The 19156-nt window shown below is 64.0% G+C and carries 10 protein-coding genes; 2 read left to right on the top strand and 8 right to left on the bottom strand.

Annotated features, from left to right (window positions below; all coding sequences use genetic code 11):
• Positions 1-122: 122 nt before the first annotated feature.
• The 8 genes from putA to clpS form a co-directional block, all read right to left on the bottom strand.
• Positions 123-3944, bottom strand: coding sequence for a trifunctional transcriptional regulator/proline dehydrogenase/L-glutamate gamma-semialdehyde dehydrogenase (gene putA / locus P8T11_RS08930; protein ID WP_268082266.1), 3822 nt, complete (start codon positions 3942-3944; stop codon positions 123-125).
• A 144-nt stretch (positions 3945-4088) separates the two neighbouring features.
• The gene (locus P8T11_RS08935; protein ID WP_268082265.1) at positions 4089-4736 is read right to left on the bottom strand and encodes a PqiC family protein; all 648 of its coding nucleotides are present in this window, start codon (positions 4734-4736) and stop codon (positions 4089-4091) included.
• A gap of 6 nt (positions 4737-4742) precedes the next feature.
• Entirely contained in the window at positions 4743-6407 is a 1665-nt protein-coding gene (locus P8T11_RS08940; protein WP_268082264.1) for an intermembrane transport protein PqiB, read from the bottom strand.
• A gap of 42 nt (positions 6408-6449) precedes the next feature.
• A complete protein-coding gene (locus tag P8T11_RS08945; protein ID WP_268082263.1) occupies positions 6450-7787 on the bottom strand; it encodes a paraquat-inducible protein A in 1338 nt (445 codons plus the stop codon).
• Positions 7787-10099, bottom strand: a complete 2313-nt coding sequence (gene clpA, locus P8T11_RS08950) for an ATP-dependent Clp protease ATP-binding subunit ClpA (protein WP_268082262.1) — start codon at positions 10097-10099, stop codon at positions 7787-7789. Before clpA ends, P8T11_RS08945 begins: the two co-directional genes overlap by 1 nt.
• 55 nt (positions 10100-10154) lie before the next feature.
• Positions 10155-12374 (bottom strand): penicillin-binding protein 1C, encoded by a 2220-nt coding sequence (pbpC, locus tag P8T11_RS08955; RefSeq protein ID WP_418910317.1) that lies wholly within the window; start codon positions 12372-12374, stop codon positions 10155-10157.
• Positions 12371-17608: an alpha-2-macroglobulin family protein gene (locus tag P8T11_RS08960; protein WP_418910316.1), complete on the bottom strand. Its 5238-nt coding sequence runs from the start codon at positions 17606-17608 to the stop codon at positions 12371-12373. Before P8T11_RS08960 ends, pbpC begins: the two co-directional genes overlap by 4 nt.
• Before the next feature lie 146 nt (positions 17609-17754).
• Complete coding sequence (clpS, locus tag P8T11_RS08965; protein WP_006383989.1) at positions 17755-18069, bottom strand: ATP-dependent Clp protease adapter ClpS; 315 nt, start codon at positions 18067-18069, stop codon at positions 17755-17757.
• A gap of 227 nt (positions 18070-18296) precedes the next feature.
• Here clpS and P8T11_RS08970 point away from each other — a divergent pair, with 227 nt between their 5' ends.
• Both P8T11_RS08970 and P8T11_RS08975 read left to right on the top strand, forming a co-directional pair.
• Positions 18297-18542, top strand: a complete 246-nt coding sequence (locus P8T11_RS08970) for a cold-shock protein (RefSeq protein WP_006220277.1) — start codon at positions 18297-18299, stop codon at positions 18540-18542.
• A 90-nt stretch (positions 18543-18632) separates the two neighbouring features.
• Positions 18633-19145 carry a DUF192 domain-containing protein gene (locus P8T11_RS08975; RefSeq protein WP_268082261.1) on the top strand — a complete coding sequence of 171 codons (513 nt, stop codon included), beginning with the start codon at positions 18633-18635 and terminating at the stop codon, positions 19143-19145.
• The last annotated feature ends 11 nt before the right edge of the window (positions 19146-19156 follow it).

Below are 19156 nucleotides of genomic sequence, written 5' to 3' on the forward strand. Positions count from 1 at the left end.
TGCCGGGTTGCGACATCCAGACTTGAGGTGCGACCGGATTTTCGTTCCAGTGCAACCTTGCCCGATATTGGAGATAACCCTCGGTCATCGAGGGTGACTTCGTGGTCACCCTCGCCGTTCGGTCAACCGATAGTCATGAGGCTGGCGTTGCCGCCGGCGGCGGCCGTATTGACGCTGATGGATCGTTCGGTCAGCAGGCGCTCGGGCACATAGGAGGCGCCCGCGGCCAAGGCGTCGGACGTCAGCCCATGCACCGACAGGATGGCCCCCGGACGCTGCGCGATACGCTGGTTTAGCGCCTGCAGCGCGTCGCCATCACCTTCGAACAGCACGGCCTGGTAGTCAGCCTGGTCGACCTCGTCATCGGCAAGAATGCCCGCCTGGCCTTGCTGCTCGGCGTCCAGCGTGGCCAACAGCGCCTGCGCGGCTGGCGTATCCGCGAACCAGGCATGGTTGCCGGTCAAGCGTGCCACCGACCACTGCGCCCGCGCACCCGCTTCGGTAGCCGCCACGCAATACACGGCGCCGCGCGGTTCGACCATATAGGTGTTGGTTTCGCCCGTGGGGCCGGGCAGCGCAATGCGTTGCGGCAGCGGCGCGGCGGCATCCAGCGCGGGCGGCAGACCAGCCGGACGCGTACCCAGCAAGCGGTACATGTACAACGGACCGCCCGCTTTAGGGCCCGTGCCCGACAGGCATTCGCCGCCAAACGGCTGCACGCCCACTACCGCGCCCACGATGTTGCGATTGACGTAGACGTTGCCGGCATGCACTTGCCCGGTCACGTGTGCAATGGTTTCGTCGATGCGGGTATGCACGCCAAAGGTCAGGCCGTAGCCCGTACCGTTGATGGCATCCAGCAGGCCGTCCAGCTCGTCGCGCTTGTAGCGCACCACGTGCAGCACGGGACCGAACACTTCGCGCGTCAGTTCGCTGATGTGATCGATTTCGATGATGGTGGGCGCCACGAAGGTGCCGTGGCGGCATTCGCCGTTCAGTTCAACCTGATCGACGCGGTGGCCCGCCGTGCGCAGGGTTTCGATGTGGCGCTGGATGCCGTTGCGGGCTTCCGTGTCGATGACGGGGCCCACGTCCACCGAGAGGCGGTCCGGGTTGCCCACGGTCAGCTCGCGCATGGCGCCGCGCAGCATCGTCAGCACGTGATCGGCGTTGTCTTCCTGCACGCACAGCACGCGCAGCGCCGAACAGCGCTGGCCGGCCGAATCGAAGGCCGAGCTCAACACGTCGAACACCACTTGTTCGGACAGCGCGGACGAATCCACCACCATCGCGTTCTGGCCGCCCGTTTCGGCGATCAGCGGAATGGTGTGGCCGTCGTCATCCAGGCGATCGGCCAGCGTGCGCGCGATGATGCGCGCCACGTCGGTGGAGCCGGTGAACATCACGCCGCGCACGGCGGGGCTGGCCACCAACTGGGCGCCAACGGTTTCGCCACGGCCGGGCAGCAATTGCACGGCGCCAGCAGGCACGCCGGCCGCGCGCAGCACCGCCACGGCTTGCGCCGCGATCAACGGCGTTTGTTCAGCAGGCTTGGCCACCACGGTGTTGCCGGCAGCCAGCGCGGCCGCGACCTGGCCGGTGAAGATGGCCAGCGGGAAGTTCCAGGGGCTGATGCACAACACGGTGCCCAAGGGGCGATGCGTGTCGTTGCTGAATTCCTGTTCGGCCTGGTCTGCGTAGTAGCGCAGGAAGTCCACGGCTTCGCGCACTTCGGCAATGGCGTTGGGCAGCGACTTGCCGGCTTCGCGCACGATCAGGCCCAACAGGGTCTGCATCTGCTCTTCCAGCAACTGCGCCGCGCGGCGCAGGCATTGCGCCCGTTCCGCCACGGGCGTCGACTGCCAGATGGGTGCGGTATTGGCGGCGGCGCGCAAGGCGATGTCAGCTTCTTCCGACTGCGCCTCAATCACGTGGCCCACCACATCGCGCAGGTTGGCGGGGTTGCGCACTTCAATGGCGCGCGCCGCGTCCCAGGCTTGCTCGCCCTCGCCCAGCATCGGGCCGGCGCGCCACGGCGTGCCGGCGCTGGCCAACAGCGCCGCCGACAACGAGCCCAAGCGATGTTCGTTGGTCAGGTCCAACCCGGCCGAGTTGGCGCGGGCGCCCTGCTGCAGATTGCCGTACAGCTCGCGCGGCAGCGCAATCTTTTCGTGCGGCGCGCCCAGCGGCACAATCCGCGACGCGGCTTCCACCGGGTCGGCCACCAGCGATTCAACCGGAATGGTGTCGTCGCCGATCAGGTTCACGAATGAGGTGTTGGCGCCGTTTTCCAGCAGGCGGCGCACCAGGTACGCCAGCAGCGTTTCGTGCGTGCCGACCGGCGCGTAGATGCGGCACGGACGGTTCAGCTTGCCCTGGGCCAGCGGGCCGACCACTTCGTCGTACAAGGGTTCGCCCATGCCGTGCAGGCACTGGAATTCATATTGGCCGGGGTAGTAGTTCTGACCCGCCAATTGATAGATGGCGGCCAGCGTATAGGCGTTGTGGGTGGCAAACTGGGGGTACACGGCCTCGGGCGCGTTCAGCAGCTTGCGCGCGCAAGCCAGGTAGGCCACATCGGTGTACAGCTTGCGGGTGTAGACGGGATAGCCTTCCAGGCCATCGACCTGGGCACGCTTGATCTCGGTGTCCCAGTACGCGCCCTTGACCAGGCGCACCATCACGCGGTGGCGGCTGCGGCGGGCCAGGTCGATGACGTAGTCGATGACGAACGGCGCGCGCTTCTGATAAGCCTGGATGACAAAGCCGATGCCGTTCCAGCCTTCCAGTTCCGGCGCAAAGCAAAGCGCTTCCAGCAGGTCCAGCGAGATTTCCAGACGGTCGGCTTCTTCGGCGTCGATGTTCAAGCCGATGTCGTAGCTGCGTGCCAGCGCCGTCAGCGCCTTCACGCGCGGCAGCAGTTCGGCAATGACCCGTTCGCGCTGACTGCGCGAATAGCGCGGATGCAGCGCCGACAGCTTGATCGAAATCCCCGGGCCTTCGTAGATGCCACGGCCGGCCGCGGCCTTGCCGATGGCGTGAATGGCCTGCTCATACGAGGCGTAATAGCGATCGGCGTCTTCGGCCGTGGTGGCGGCCTCGCCCAGCATGTCGTAGGAATAGCGGAAGCCGCGTGCTTCCATCTTGCGGTTGTTGGCCAGCGCCTCGGAGATGGTCTGGCCGGACACGAATTGTTCGCCCATCATGCGCATGGCCATGTTCACGCCCTTGCGCACCAGGGGCTCGCCGCCCTTGCCGATCAGGCGCGTCAGCGCCTTGGACAAGGACTGTTCGCTGCTGACGGCAACCAGCTTGCCCGTGATCATCAGGCCCCACGTGGCAGCGTTGACGAACAGCGATTGCGAACCGCCCATGTGCGACTTCCAGTCGCCGCGGGCGACCTTGTCGCGGATCAGCGCGTCGCGGGTGGCGCGGTCGGGAATGCGCAGCAGCGCTTCGGCCAGGCACATCAGCGCCACGCCTTCCTGGCTGGACAACGAGAATTCCTGGATCAGCCCTTCCACGCCGCCACCGCTGCGCTTGCCGCGCAACTTCTTGACGAGATCCGCCGCCATGGCGTGCACCTTTTCAAGATTGGGCACGCGGGCCTGGCCCAGCAACAGCGGCACGCATTCCGGTTCGGGGCGACGATAAGCGGCGGTAATCGCCGCACGCAGCACGGACTGCGGCTGCACGTCCTGGCCAAACTCATAGAACGGCGGGGTGGGCGCGGCGGGCGCGTCGCCCGACTCGTCGTCGGCGCCGGCGTCCATGCCCAGATGCGACATCTCGGCGGGCAAGTGGCCCCGCTCGATTTTGTCCAGATAAGAAAGAATGGCCTGCTTATGCAGCCAGTGAGGCGTGCAGTTGAGCTTGTTCGCGGCGGCCTTGAGGCGGTCGCGCAGTGCGTCATCAACTTTGACGCCGAGGGTCGTGCTGGCCATAAGAGATTGCTTCCTGTCGCATGGCAAAGGTGTTACTGGGTCCGAACGAAACCCAGTATGGGTAGGACCGTATGCTAGACAGGTTGCAACCTTGTTTGTATTAAGGTTAACCCTAGGTTAACCGCTTGAGTTCATGCAGGTTTGTCATTCCTTGAGCGGTGAGCAGCCCAACATCTGCACGGAAGCAGACCCTGTGGGCACTTGCCCACGTATGGCGGACGCCATCACACCCGCCAAGCCCGCCACCGCCCGCTGCTGCGCGGCGATCAGCGCGGGGATACCGGTTTCGGACACGGTTTCCGTCACCACGCTGCGGCACAGAAGCCCGGTGCCCTTGGCGTTGACGGGTCGCACGCGCCAGGTTGCGTCCAACTGCGCCATGCTGCCCGACACCATCTCAAAGCGCTGCACGTCCGTCTGCACCCGCCACACCGGCGCTGCCGGCCCTGGCTTGACCATCTGCACGTCCAGGGCGCCCAGTTCGCGCTTGAGCCCATCCGACAAGGCGCCGCGCAATTCGTCACCCAATGGCGAGCTCCAGCGTTCGGAATACAGGGCCGATACACTGCCGTCACCGGTACGCACCATCAACTGCGGCTGGTCGGCCTGTGTGGACAGGCTGACGGCTTGCACCTCGATCAGAAAATCGGCGGATCCGGCAGGCGCGGCCGATGACGGGGCGGTCGGCCCTTGCAGGGTGTAGTAGTGCACGGGCGGCGACGAACCGCAGCCCGCCAAGGCGGCGCCTAACGCCAGCAGGGACAAGACGGGACGCATCGAATAGAGAGTCATGGTTGTTTAGTTCCTGACAGGGCCTGCGCCGGGAATCGGGTCATCGCCACGGCCGCGCAACAAGGCTTCGGGGTTGGCTTGCAGGAAGTCGGCCAGCGCGCGCAACGAACGGGCCGCGCGGCTCAGTTCCTGCATCGCCTTTTCGGTATTGACCGGCAGCGATGCGTCCGACGCCAGCATCGCGTTGATATTCGCCATCGACTGACGGGCCTGCTTCAGCATGCTTTGGGCCTCTGGCGCCACCTGCTTGTCGAGCCGGTTCATCAGCTTGGACGTGCTGGCCAGCGTGGTGCGCAGGTCTTCGCCGATCTTGTCGAACGGAATCTTCTCGATCTTGGCGACGATATTGCTGACCTGCTGCTGCAACTGATCCAGGTTGCCCGGCACCGTCGGAATCACCGCCGGGTCGGTGGCCTTGAACCCCACCGGCTTGGCATTCGGGAAGTTGTCCAACACCACATACAACTGGCCGGTCAGCAGGTTGGACGTGCGCAATTGGGCGCGCAGGCCGTACTTGATCATCACGCCCAGCAGCCGCGTGCCCGCCTCGTCTCCCTCTTTGAGTGCGCGCTCGCGCACCTCTTCATAGACGCGGCCCAGGCGTTCCGGATAAAGCGTGGCGTCCACCACCGAGAAGAAGCGCTTGGTGGCCGGATCGAAGTCCAGCGTGATCTGCGTGACGTTGCCCAGCGTAATGCCGTTGAAATCGATGGGCGCGCCCACAGCCAGGCCACGGATGGACTGGTCATAGCGCATACGGATCGGGAACGCTTCACCGTCCGGATTGGCCTTGGCGGCGGCTTCGGTCGGGTACAGGTCAAAGTTGGCATCGGCCTCGGCCGGGGTGCTGCCGTCGCGCGCGCTTTGCACGGATTCAAACGCCACCCCGCCCACCGCCATGGACACCAGTGACTGCGTGCGCACCTTCAGGCCGTCGGCATTGACGCTGAAGTCCACGCCGCTGGCATTCCAGAAGCGTGTGCCGTTGGTGACGAACTTGTCGTTGGGCGAATCCACGAACACTTCAACATTCACGGCCGTGCCGGTCTTGTCGAGTTCATAGCCGATGACGCGCCCCACGTTGATGCGGCGGAAGTAGACGGGCGAACCGATGTCCAGCGACCCCAGGTCCGACGCCTTCAGCATGAAGCGCTTGCCCGCGCGGTCGTGCGTGACCGCGGGCGGAATCTCCAGGCCTTCGAAGTCCAGCTTGGTGGCCTTGGCGGACCCGTTCTTGCCCTCGGCCGCATCCACGCCAATGTAGGCGCCCGACAACAAGGTGCCCAGCCCCGATACGCCGCTGACGTCCAGGCGCGGCCGCACCACCCAGAAATTGGTGCCCTCGCGGGCCAGATCGGACACTTCCTTGGCAAGCTCGGCTCGCACCACGACCTTGCTGCGGTCGCTGTTGAAGCCGATGGACTTCACCGTGCCGATGTTCACGTCCTTGTAGCGCAGTTGCGTCTTGCCCACCTCCAGCCCTTCGGCCGTATTGAACGAGATGGAGATATCCGGGCCAGCCTGCATCCAGGTCCGGATGACGAGCGACATGCCCATCAGCGCGGCCACGATGGGCACCAGCCAGATCCATGAAATCCGGCTCTTCTGCTTGCGCGAGATGGTCGGTGACTTGTACTTCTCTTCACCGGCATCGGGTGCTTGGTCGGACATCTACTTTCCTTTTTTCTTCTTCCGCGGGACCCGCTATTGTTGCTAACCCACTTCCCTGCTGGTCTGGGCCGGCGCCTGCTGCGCCGCATGGGCCGGGTGAGCCCGGCCTTCTATCTCGGGTGCGTCGATTTCGCTCTCGCCTTCCAGATCCCAGCTACGGCGCAAATCGAAGCTCATGGCCGCCAGCATGGTCAAGATCACCACCACGCCGAAGGCCGCCGCCCCGGCACCCGCGCTGATCTCCATCAGGCCTTGGAAATCAGCCAGCGCCGCCAGCAATATAACGACAAAAACATCCAGCATCGACCATTGGCCAATGAACTCGACCATCTGATACAAGCGGGTACGCGGCCGCAGGTTGGTGGTGCTGCGCCATTGCTCGGTCAGCAACAGCAAGATCAATGCCATCAGCTTGGTCAGGGGCACGGCCACGCTGGCGATGAACACAATCAACGCAATGTCCCATGAGCCCATCTGCCACAGTTCGACCACGCCGCCCAGAATGGTGTGGGCGCTGTCGCCCAAGACGGAACTGACCTGCATGACGGGCAGCACATTGGCCGGGATGTAGAACACGACCGCCGCGAGCAGCAGCGCCCAGGTGCGCGCCACGTGGTCGGGCTTGCGGTAATGCACCACGGCATGACAACGCACGCAGTGGTGTTCTTCTTCGGGATCGGCGTCGCACGGCAAGGCCTGCACCTGGCCGCACACATGGCAGCCGGCCAACACGCTATTGGGACTGCTTTCCGGAATATGCACGGGCGCCACGCCCGCGGTTTCGGCGTAGCGCCACAGCACATGCGGCGACAGGCGCCCCAATATGGTCAGGAAGATGGTCAGCAAGCCAAAGGCGCCCAGCCCGATACCGGGTTGCACCGCCGCCATGCCGGCCAGCTTCACCACCGCCACCAGCACGCCCAACAGGAACACGGGCACCATGCACCAGGGTCGCAACACACCCAGCAAACGCATGGTGCCACGGAAGCCCACGGGTTCGCGGCCTTGGGACAGCGGGCCCAGCACCCATAGCAGCACGGTCAATTGCAGCAGCGGCAGCGCAAAACCAGCCAGCCCCGTCATGACGGCGACCACCCAGTGGCCTTGGCGCCACGTAATGGAAATGGCGTCCAGCAAGGACGCCTCTTGCACCATGCCCTGCACGGACATGGAAGCGACCGGGTAGGCGTTGGCCACCCCGAAGACGATCAGAGCTGTGATGGCAAGCGCCAGCCAATTGGACAAAGTAAGCCCGCTGTAGCGCCACAGTGTGGCCCCGCAGCGGGCGCAATTGGCGGTCTCGCCAGGTTCAAGCTGATGTCGGCGATAAACGCTTGCGCAATGTTCGCACTCAATCAGCGGCTGGCTGTCCGCGGTCATTAATCGATCAGTTCGACTTCCTGCTTGTCCGGCGCAGCAGACGAAGGCGGTTTCCCGTTGTCTTCGAAGTCCAGCGTCACCTTGCCCGACTCGTCCAGGTCCACCGTGACCGAGCCGCCGTCGACCAGCTTGCCAAATAGCAGCTCGTCGGCCAGCGCGCGGCGGATGGTGTCTTGAATAAGACGTTGCATGGGACGCGCGCCCATCAGCGGGTCGAACCCCTCCTTGGCAAGGTGTTCGCGCAGTTTCGTGGTGAATACGGCTTCCACGCGGCGCTCGTGCAACTGATCTTCCAGTTGCATGAGGAACTTGTCCACCACGCGCAGGATGACCTCGCGGTCCAACGCGGCGAACGGAATGATGGCGTCAAGGCGGTTACGGAATTCAGGCGTGAACATGCGGCGGATTTCCGCCATTTCGTCGCCCAGCATCCGCGAATTGGCAAACCCGATCGACGGACGGTTCAAGGTTTCGGCGCCCGCGTTCGTCGTCATGATGAGGATGACGTTACGGAAGTCCGCCTTGCGGCCGTTGTTGTCGGTCAGCGTGCCGTGGTCCATGACCTGCAGCAGGATGTTGAACACATCCGGGTGGGCCTTTTCGATTTCGTCCAGCAGCAGCACGCAATGCGGCTGCTTGGTGATGGCTTCGGTCAAGAGGCCGCCCTGGTCAAACCCGACATACCCCGGTGGCGCGCCGATCAAGCGCGACACCGCGTGGCGTTCCATGTATTCCGACATATCGAAACGCAGCAGCTCAACACCCAGCGTGAACGCCAGTTGCCGCGCCACTTCGGTCTTGCCCACGCCCGTGGGGCCGGACAAGAGGAACGCGCCGATGGGTTTTTCCGGCTTGCCCAGGCCCGAGCGCGCCATCTTGATGGCGGCCGCCAGGGCATCGATGGCGCCGTCCTGGCCGAACACCACGGTTTTCAAATCGCGGTCCAGCGTGGCCAGCTTGCTGCGGTCATCGTTGGAGACCGACTGCGGCGGAATGCGGGCGATCTTGGACACGATGTTTTCGATGTCCACCTTGCCGATCACCTTCTTCTGGCGCGAACGCGGCAGCAGACGCTGAGCGGCGCCGGCTTCGTCGATGACGTCGATGGCCTTGTCGGGCAGATGACGGTCATTGATGAAGCGTGCCGACAATTCAGCGGCCGCCGACAGCGCAGCCGCTGAATAACGAACGCTGTGATGTTCTTCAAAGCGGCTCTTCAGCCCGCGCAGAATCTGCACGGTTTGCTCAACGCTGGGTTCCGGCACGTCGATCTTCTGGAAGCGACGCGACAGCGCGTGGTCTTTTTCAAAGACGCCGCGATATTCCGTGTAGGTGGTCGCGCCAATGCACTTCAGTTGGCCCGACGACAAGGCGGGCTTCAACAGATTGGACGCATCCAGCGTGCCGCCCGAAGCCGAACCGGCGCCGATCAGCGTGTGAATTTCGTCAATGAACAGGATGGCGTCGGGGTTGCCGCGAATCTGCTTCAGCACGCCCTTCAGACGCTGCTCGAAATCACCGCGGTACTTGGTGCCGGCCAACAACGCGCCCATGTCCAGCGAGAACACTTGCGCGGCTTGCAGTATTTCAGGCACTTCGCCGCGCGTGATGCGCCAGGCCAAGCCTTCCGCGATAGCGGTCTTGCCCACGCCGGCCTCGCCCACCAGCAGCGGATTGTTTTTGCGGCGGCGGCACAACACCTGAATGACGCGCTCGACTTCGTGCTCGCGTCCGATCAGGGGATCGATGCGGCCCGCCAGCGCGGCGGCGTTCAGGTCGGTGGCGTATTGGTCAAGCGGCGACTGACGCGATTCGCCCTGCTCTTCACCGTTGGTCTGCTGCTCTTTCTGCACGGCGGCGGACTCCACCTGGGGCTGTTTGGTAATGCCATGCGACAGGAAATTGACGACATCCAGACGCGTGACGCCCTGCTGTTGCAGGTAGTACACGGCGTGCGAGTCCTTTTCCCCGAAGATGGCCACCAGCACGTTCGCGCCGGTCACCGGCTTCTTGCCGGTGCCGCCCGCGGATACGTGCATGATTGCGCGTTGAATCACGCGCTGAAAGCCCAGCGTCGGCTGCGTATCGACCTCGGCGCCGCTTGGAATCACCGGAGTGTTTTCCGAAACGAACTGGCGGAGGTTGCGACGCAAGTCATCCAGGTTCGCCGCGCAGGCGCGCAGAACCTCGACTGCCGAAGCGTTGTCAAGCAACGACAACAGCAGATGCTCGACGGTAATAAATTCATGCCGGGCCGAACGGGCCTCGACGAAAGCCATATGCAGGCTGACTTCAAGCTCTTGAGAAATCACGCTTCCTCCGTATTGCATCGAAGCGGTCAAATACACGATTCATATTCTATGCCGATCATGGCGTAACGCCAGCGATTTCAAAAACCACTCTATCGTGGCGGCCTTGTGCGTCCATGACGGTAAGCGTATACCGGCCGTCTTGCGCCAGCACTAATTTAAACGGATGACTCGACGCGCCATGATTCACCACGCGCCCGTCAAGCATCCACCATACTTCGCCTTCGGCGCCCTGCACATCTACATCAAGCGCCACTTCCCGGCTGCCCGGCACGGGCCGAAGCACCGAACCGGTGGCCACGCCACCCACGCGCAAAGGCCCCTGCGTGGCGTCGGCATAGCCGGCAAATGACGGCGGCGCCGTGTCGTTCAGCAGCCACGCCGCGCGCTGTTCAGGGCATTCCCCCGACGGCACGCTGCCCAGCCGATAACCCAGTGGCCAACACGTGACCGCCGCCTGCACCGTTTCGGGCCGGCTACGGACCTGCTGCGCGCCTTCCGGCAACGCGGCCACAATATCTTGCAGTAACGGCGCCGCCACGTTCGCCCCGAAAAAACCGGGGTTGGGCGTACCGTCCGGACGACCGACCCAGACGCCTAACGTCCATCTGTCGGTCACCCCAATCGCCCAGGCGTCCCGGAATCCGAAACTGGTTCCGGTCTTCCAGGCCAGTCGCCGGGCCGGGCTGCCCGACTGGTAAAAAGGCCGGTCGGGATGCCCGCCGCCTTCAAGGATATCGCGAACGATCCAGGCGGCTCCAGGGCTCATCATACGGGACTCGATTCGAGGCTGCTCCGTCCGAAGGCGGGGCCGTCCCGAGACGCCGTCACGGGCCAAAGCCCGATAAGCGCCCACCAGTTCTTCCAATGTGGTGCCACCCCCGCCCAAAATCAAGCTTAAATTTGGGACGGCGCCGTCCGGCAAACGTAACCGGACGCCGCCAGTCAGCATAACCGACGCGAAACTGGCCGGCCCGACACGGTCCAACAGGTCTACCGCAGGCACATTCAACGACCGTTGCAACGCTTGCGCGACGCTGACAGGCCCGGAAAACGCTGCCTGGAAATTACCCGGTGCGTAGCCGCCAAACGACAGCGGCGCATCGATCAGCAGGCTTTCGGAATGGATCAACCCTTCGTCCAGCGCCTGCGCATAAAGAAACGGTTTCAGAGTAGAACCCGGCGAGCGCACGCCACGCACCATATCCACGTGGGCGTAACGGGTATCGTCGGAAAAATCGGCGGAACCCGCGTAAGCCTTGACCTCCAGGCTATCGTTATCCATTACCAGCACCGCCATGGACACCTTGGGCGGCAGGCTGTCCACGCGGTCCAGCAACATTTGTTCCACCGACGCCTGCATATCGGCATCCAGCGTGGATGAGACCAACGGCGGCCGTTGGCCCGCGCGGCGCGCGGCGGGCGAGGCACCCGCTTCCTGCAACAGACGCTGCGCGGCCAGCGGCGCCAGCCAGCGCGCGCGCAATGGCGGCGCGATCACGTTTTCAATCTTGGCGTCGGCGACCTCAGCCGGGGTCCAGCGGCCCAATTCGGCCATGCGGTCCAGCACCTTGTCGCGCGCGGCCCGGGCCGCCTCGGGATGGCGGTCGGGGCGCAGGCGCGACGGCGCTTGCGGCAAGGCGGTCAGCATGGCGGATTCAGCGGGGCCGAGGTCGCGCGCGGACTTGCCCAGCCAGAGCCGCGATCCCATTTCCACGCCTTCCACAATGCCCCCCATCGGGGCAAGGGTCAGGTACATGGAAAGAATCTCGTCCTTGCTGTAGTGCATTTCCAGTTGCACCGCGCGCCAGGCCTGCCGCAATTTTGCGGACATCGTGCGCGACGGCTTGCCGGTCAGTTGCGGGTCGATCAAGCGCGCGACCTGCATGGTCAATGTGGACCCGCCCGACACGATGCGGCGGTTCGTGGCCCATTGCCAGCCGGCGCGCGCCATCGCCACGGGATTGACGCCGGGATGCCAGTAGAACCAGCGGTCTTCGTACGTGAGCAAGGTGTCCAGATAGCGCGGCGAGACCTGGTCCGGCGTGACCGGATAGCGCCAGATGCCGTCGCGGCTGGGGTAGTTGCGCAGCGGCGTGCCGTCGGCGGCAACAATCACGGCGGCGCCGCCCGAGTCGATGGGGGGCAGCGGAAACAGGCGGTCAAGCACGAATAACAACGCGGCCAGCGCAAACAGCACGCTGGCCGCGATGATGCCGCGCCGCCGCCAGCGGCGGGCGCGCGTGGCGCCCGCCGTGGAGGAGGCGGCGGCGGTCAAGGACGCTTGGCGCCGCGATCGCGGATTTCGACCGTGCTCCACTGCTCACCCACGCCACGAATTTCCGGGCGGTACATGTCTTCCGCCACGGTCGACGGCACCGCGTAACGGCCCGGCGTCACGACGCGCACCAGATAGAACACGTCGACCTTGCCGCGCCCCAGGGACACGGCGGCCACATAACGGTCATCACGGAATTCACGATGCTTGATGTTGGAGTCAGCCATGGCTTCGGCCACGCGGCGTCCGCCGATCGTCCATTCCTGCATCTCGGGGCTTTGCGACAGGTTCAGGTTTTCGACTTCAAAACCCGCCGGTACGCGGTCCTCGATCAGCGCATCGGGAATGTTCTGGTTGGCGCTGGCCTGCACCCACACCACCAGCATGTCGCCGCTTTGCAGCGTGCCGCCATCCCACGGTTTGCCGTCCGGACGATACCAGCCACGCTTGAGCTGGATCACGTCGTTGCGCGGCTTGGGCGCAACCGTCGGGCTGCCCTGGATGTCGTACTCCAGGAACAGGGACTGCGCGCCGGTGTTGACGATCTGCGTGTTGGCCAGATCAGCCGCCGACAAGCCCACCGTCTGGTCGCTCTTGCCGCCGTCCAGCGACTTGCGCGCGCCATTGACCGTCAGCGCGGCTTGCCAGGGCGTGCCCTTGTCGCCACCGATGGCGCGTGCCGCCATCAACAGCGCCATGCGTTCCTGCGTGGACAGGTACGAACGGTTGCCCAGGCGCGAAGTCAGTTGCGTCAGCAGATTTTCCAGGCGCTCGTGCTTCAGCCCGTACTGGTTGGCCAGCGCGTACGACAAGGCGTAATCGCGCACGCTGCTGCCGTAGTCGCCCAGCCATTCGTCGTAGTAGCCGTTGTAATTGCGACGCGGGAAACCGTATTCGCGCGTCATCGCGGCGTCCAGCGCGGACTGCATGCGCCCTTCGTCGCCCATCAGCTTGAACGCGGCCGCCAACTGGATCAGGGGCAACGGCGAACGCGCGCGCTCTTGATAGTTGTCGAACAGTTGGCGCACCGTCGACAGCGGCGCCTTCTTGTCGCGAGCCAGCGCCAGCACGGCGGTCGACAAGCCAGCAAAACGGCGGTGGTCTTCGCGCAGGACGTTGGCATCGCTGCCGTCGATGCGGCCGGCTTCAACGTTGCGGCGCAGATTCACCGACCATGTGCCGAACGTGTTCGCAGTCTGCTGCACTTGCTCCAGCAGCCATTGGCGCGAACGGTCCAGCGTGGCTTCAGGCACTTCAAAGCCCTGGTCGCGCGCGTCTTGCAGGAAGCCGACGGCATAGGCCGTCAGCCACACATCGCGCGAGCTGGAACCGCTCCAGAGGTTGTACGAACCCACCGCGTTGCGCATGCCGGACAGTCGGCCGATGGCGCCGGACACCTGAGCGGCGCGCTCCACCTGCGAGTGCGGCTTCAGGCCGAACTGCTTGGCGACGGCGTCATCGATCAACACCCACGGCAAGGCGCGGCTGATGGTCTGTTCGGCGCAGCCATACGGATACGCCAGCAAACCTTCGACCAACTTGTTCACGTTGAACGGCGGGCGATTCGACACGGTCAGGCTGACCAGCGCGGAATCCGGGTAGTAAGACGACACCCACGAGGCCTGCGCCACGTTGGTTTCACCCGGGTTCAGGCGCAGGCGGCGCACCTGGCGTTCGCCCGCATAGGCCGGCTGCACTTGCAACACCGATTCACGCACGATGTGCACGGGCTTGGCGCCGCCCTGCCCGTCGATGGTCAGGCGCATCAGGCCCAAGCCATACGAACCGGTCGTGGTGGCGTTGAAACGCAAGGTGGTGCGCTGCTTGTCTTTCAGCGTCACCGTGCGCACGCCGTCGGTAATAGCCAGCGGGTCCAGCGCTTCCAGCTTGATGCTGATCTTTTGCTCGGCGCCGCTCAGGTTGGTCAGGTCCAACGCAATGGCGGCCTGGTCACCCGGCGTGATGAAACGCGGCGTATTCAGTTCAGCGACAATCGGCGCGGCCACCACCATTTCGGTGTCGGTGCTGCCGTAGTTGTCGGCCGTGAACGCCACGGCCATCAGGCGCAGCGTGCCGTTGAAGTCGGGCAGGTCCAGCGCAATATCCGCTTCGCCCTGCGCGTTCAAGGTGACCGGACCCGAGAACAGGTCGACCAGCTTGACCTTCTTGGGCAGGCTCTGGCTGTCGCCGCGCATGGCGGCGTCACCGCCCCACTTCAGCTTGCCCTTGGTGCCGTCCATTTTCTCGATCAGCTTGCCGTACATGTCCAGCAGTTCGGGCGCGTAGCGGTGCTTGCCGAAGAAATAATCCAGCGGATCCGGCGTGGCGTATTGGTTGATGTTAAGAATGCCCACGTCCACCGCGGACAGCGTCACCGTGGCTTGCTTGCCCTGCGCGCCGTCGACCTTGACGCGCACGGTGGTCTTGGTTTCGGGCTCGGTCTTGGCGGCCGCGCTCAGCGTCACATCCAGCTTGCGGTCGGCGCTGGCAATCGGCAGGAACGCCAGGCCCAGCGCACGGGCCGGCGTCACGCGGTCGCCTTCGCTACCCGGGCGGAACACGGCGGCGGCCACATACAGGTCGTGGCGCTTCCAGTCCTTGCTGATCGGAATTTCAACTTCGGTGCCCGTCGCCTTCACGGCCACCCAGGTGGACCACAGCATGCGGTCGCCTTCCACCGTGACCAGCGCCTGACCGTCGTGCGGCGGTGTCAGCGTGACCTTGACGGTGTCGCCCGGCTTGGCCGGCACGCCTTCCAGCTTCATCTGCACGCGGTCGGGGCGGTTACCCATCGCGTCGGCGTCCTGCGCGTTCCAGCCCGCATAGAAGCGGTAGCGCATCGTTTCGCCGGTTTCCGGGTCGGTAATTTCAAGACGGTAACGGCCCCACTTGACCGGCACGGTCAGTTGCGCGCGGTCGTTCAAGGCGATTTCGCGCGAGTCCACCAGTTCTTCGGTTTCGGTATAGCCGCTGTTCCAACCGCGCTGGTCGTCAAAGCGCCAATAGTATTGGCGTTCTTCGCGGAACAAGCGCATCTGGGCCTGGGCCAGCGGAACGATCTCGCCTTGCGCGTTGGCACGGATCACTTCAAACGCGGCGGGTGCGCGTTCGCGCGCCACATCGCTGTCAAACTGCGGGCGCACGGCGATCAGTTTGTCGGCGGGCCAAACGCTGCGCTCAATGGAACGCACCACCGGGCGGCCGCCAGATTCCAGCAGGCTGGCCGACACGCGTACCTTCATGGGCGAGTGCGTGCCTGCCACGTTGGGATTCACGCTGACTTGCACGCTACCCTTGTCGTCCAGCGCCGCCTCGGGCAGTTCGCTGAACGCGCGGCGCGTGTCATCGGCCACGTCGCCGAAGATGAAGCCAGGCCACTGCTGGGCCAAGGCGAATCGGTCGCGCTTGACCTGGAAGCTGGACAGCAGGCGGTTGCCGGCGGCGGGCGCGCCGTAGAGGTAATCGCCCTGCACGTCCACCTTCAGTTCCTCGTCCGGCGACAACACGTCTTGATCAGACGTGAGCACCATCTTCATGCGTTCAGGCAGGAATTCCTCGACCTGGAACTTCCACGACGCATCCGGCGCGCGCGACGCGGGGTCCACGCGCAGTTCAAGCAGCCAGGAACCCGTCTGGGCGTCCAGCGGCAGGTCAATCGCGCGCTCGACATAGCCGACCAGGTCTTTCTTGGGCTGCCACAGGGTGGTCTGCACCACCCGGCCATCGGGGCGCTTGATCGTCGCCGTCAGCGGCGCGGGCGTCAGCATGCGGCCGTCCAGGTCGCGCGGCAGCACCGATACGTTGAACGTCTCGCCCGGGCGATACAAATTGCGGCCGGCGTAGACGAACAGATTATTGGGGCGCGACACATGGCCGCCGGTATCGAACTCAGACAGGTCCAGCGCCGGCTCGCCCAAGGCCAGCACGGTCATTTCCTTGTCACGCGAGGCGCGGATGACGCGCGCATTGGTGAAGCTGCCGTCAAAGCGCACATGGCCCTGCGCATCGGCAGCGGCCTTGGCCAGCGTCTTGCCCACGCCGTCCACCAGTTCAAACACGGCTCCCGGAATGGCCTGGCCCGACTTCAGCGACACGGAATAGGCTTCCACGCGGTCGCTGTAACGGCGCGCATGCAGGCCGATATCGCTGACGTAGAAGTACGTAACCTGGTATTCGTAGCGGAAGCGGCCCGGTTGGCTCATGACCGCGATATAGATGCCGGGCTCTTGCAATTCCTTCACGCCTTCAACGGGCAGGAAGGTGACGTGGCGGCGGTTCGGCTTGTCGTCGGTGATGAAACGGCCCTGATAGACGCTGGTCGTCAGCGAATTCAGGCGGTCCAGATCCCAGTTGCTGACCGAACCCTTCAGGCTGCGGTTGTCGGAATAACGCCAGTTGTCGTCGTCGTAGCCGGCTTCGTCATCGTCGGAGGCCGACGCGGTGTTGCGGCCGATGCCCAGCACCGTTTCGAACAATTCCGGCACGCGGTCCGGCGCCACGCGCAGGAACTGCACGTCAACCTCGGGCACGTTTACGGTGGCCACGGGCAAACCGCCGTTCTGGCCGGCCGGCAGCACCACGCCACGGCTGGCGAAATAAAACGACGGCGGCATGGCCTGCGTATTCACTTCACAATTCGAGGTTTCGGCCAGCACGACCTTGTCGCCCACACCGGGCAACCCCTTACGCACCGTGATGGCGTATTTGCGCTGCGGCTGGATGTACGGGAAATACACCATGCGCGGGTTCTCGCCCACGACCCAACTGCCTTTCAGTATCTTGCCTTGGGGCGCGGAATCGCCCGGCTTGACCGAGGCCGGCTGGTCGCCCGCATTGGCGGGGGTCTCGTTGTCTTCGTCGGCCTTGCCGGACGAGGCGCCCAGGTCGGTGACCTGGAGGAAATCATCCAGCTTGGCCTTGGCGTCCACCGGCTGGGTAAACGTGACCGAGAGCGACAGCGCGTCATTGAACTGGCGCGGCTGGCAGGTCAGCGCCGCAAAGGGGTCGGGTGCGCCCACCGTGGCACTGGCGCCTAACGCCGGCTTGCCGTCAGTCGTCGCCGCGGCGGTCGGAGCCGCGGCAGGGGTTTGAGTCGCGGTGGAAACCGCCGGCGCCTGGACAGGGGCCGCGGCCTGCTTGTCCTTACCGCCCATCCACCAGCCCACGCCGATGGCACCCGCCAACACCACAACGCCGGCAACCGCCAGCCAGGTCTTGCTAACCTTTCCACTCACGGCAAACCCCTCCGCCTACTCGAATACAACGCTCCTTTGCGGCGGAGCTGCCGACCCACTGCGCCGCGCGCTTCCCCACACGCGGAACCTGCCGTGCCTTGCACAGCACAACGCCGCCTTCGAGGGCGGCGTCTTCATTCTTGGTATTAAACGGGTTCCATTACACATTGGAGCGGGTGCTGACGCGCCCGCGCATACTGTGCTACCTGAGCTATGCGGGTCGCCGCGAGGTCTCGGGGATACACCCCGCATACTCCGCGACCTTCGTGATGCACTTGCAACATGATCCGCGTGGCCTCTTCATGGTTTTTATTGAAGAATTTTTGCAGGACTTTCACGACGAATTCCATCGGCGTGTAGTCGTCATTCAGCAGCAAAACCTGATACATCGGAGGCGGCGCGGCGCGTGCCGGTGCCTTCTCGACGGCCAAATCATGCTGGGTATCCAAGGTAGAACTCATAGGGCGGCTATTCTATTTAAACTGGGGACGCCTAACGCGCAACTTACTCAAAATTACACGCAGAAATACGTAGTTTCCATACTTGACGACACGAAGAAAAGCAGCGCATTATCAGCGCATTCTGGGGTTTTCAACTCATCGAAAATCTGACAGGAATTCGGAGGGGGGGACAGAGGTCTAGACCGCGATGCCCTTCTGTCAACATACGATTCAATGAGGCAGTCCGCATGTCTGATACGACCGCAACCGCCGTCCAAGGGGACAATCCCAAATCGACGGGTACCGTCAAGTGGTTCAACGATGCAAAGGGGTTTGGCTTCATTACGCCCGACGACGGCGGTGAAGATCTGTTCGCCCACTTTTCGTCCATACAGATGAATGGTTTTAAAACCCTGAAGGAAGGCCAGAAAGTGGCTTTCGAAATCATTCAGGGGCCTAAAGGCAAACAGGCGCTTAATATCACGGCGGCCTGAGTATCCCTTAAAGTGCAGCGGTAAGGCTGCACCATTATCCAGGCGGGGCTTTCGGGCCCCGCCTTGTTATTTTCTTTTTAAGTGCCAGTCATGCTGAAGAATGCAAAGTTATTGCCTGTCAACCCTACGTTGTCCAAGACAGCGCTCTTTAAACCAGCATTTCTGAAAGCACTGTCGGCGGCGCTGGCCGCCACGGCGCTTGCGCTGACCGCGGGGGCCCAAGCGCAAACTGGTCCGCAACCGCCCTTGCCCACCACACAGCTTTCGGCGGGCATCCATATTATCCGCGCGGAAGTCGCCGCTACCGACGCCACCCGCCAAAGCGGCCTGATGTTCCGCACGGAACTCCAGGGCAACGACGGCATGCTGTTCGTGTTCGAGCGGCCTGACGTGCAGTGCTTCTGGATGCGCAACACGCTCTTGCCGCTCTCGATAGCCTTTATCGCCGACGACGGCACGATCGTCAATATCGACGACATGGCCCCCCAGACCGAAGACCCGCACTGCGCAAGAAAGCCGGTGCGCTACGCCCTGGAAATGGCCCAAGGCTGGTTTGACGAGCACGGCATCAAGGCCGGCCGGAAAGTCGACGGGCTGCCCTGATCGGCCGCCCC

The organism is Achromobacter spanius, assembly GCF_029637605.1.
GTDB lineage: Bacteria > Pseudomonadota > Gammaproteobacteria > Burkholderiales > Burkholderiaceae_B > Achromobacter > Achromobacter spanius_E.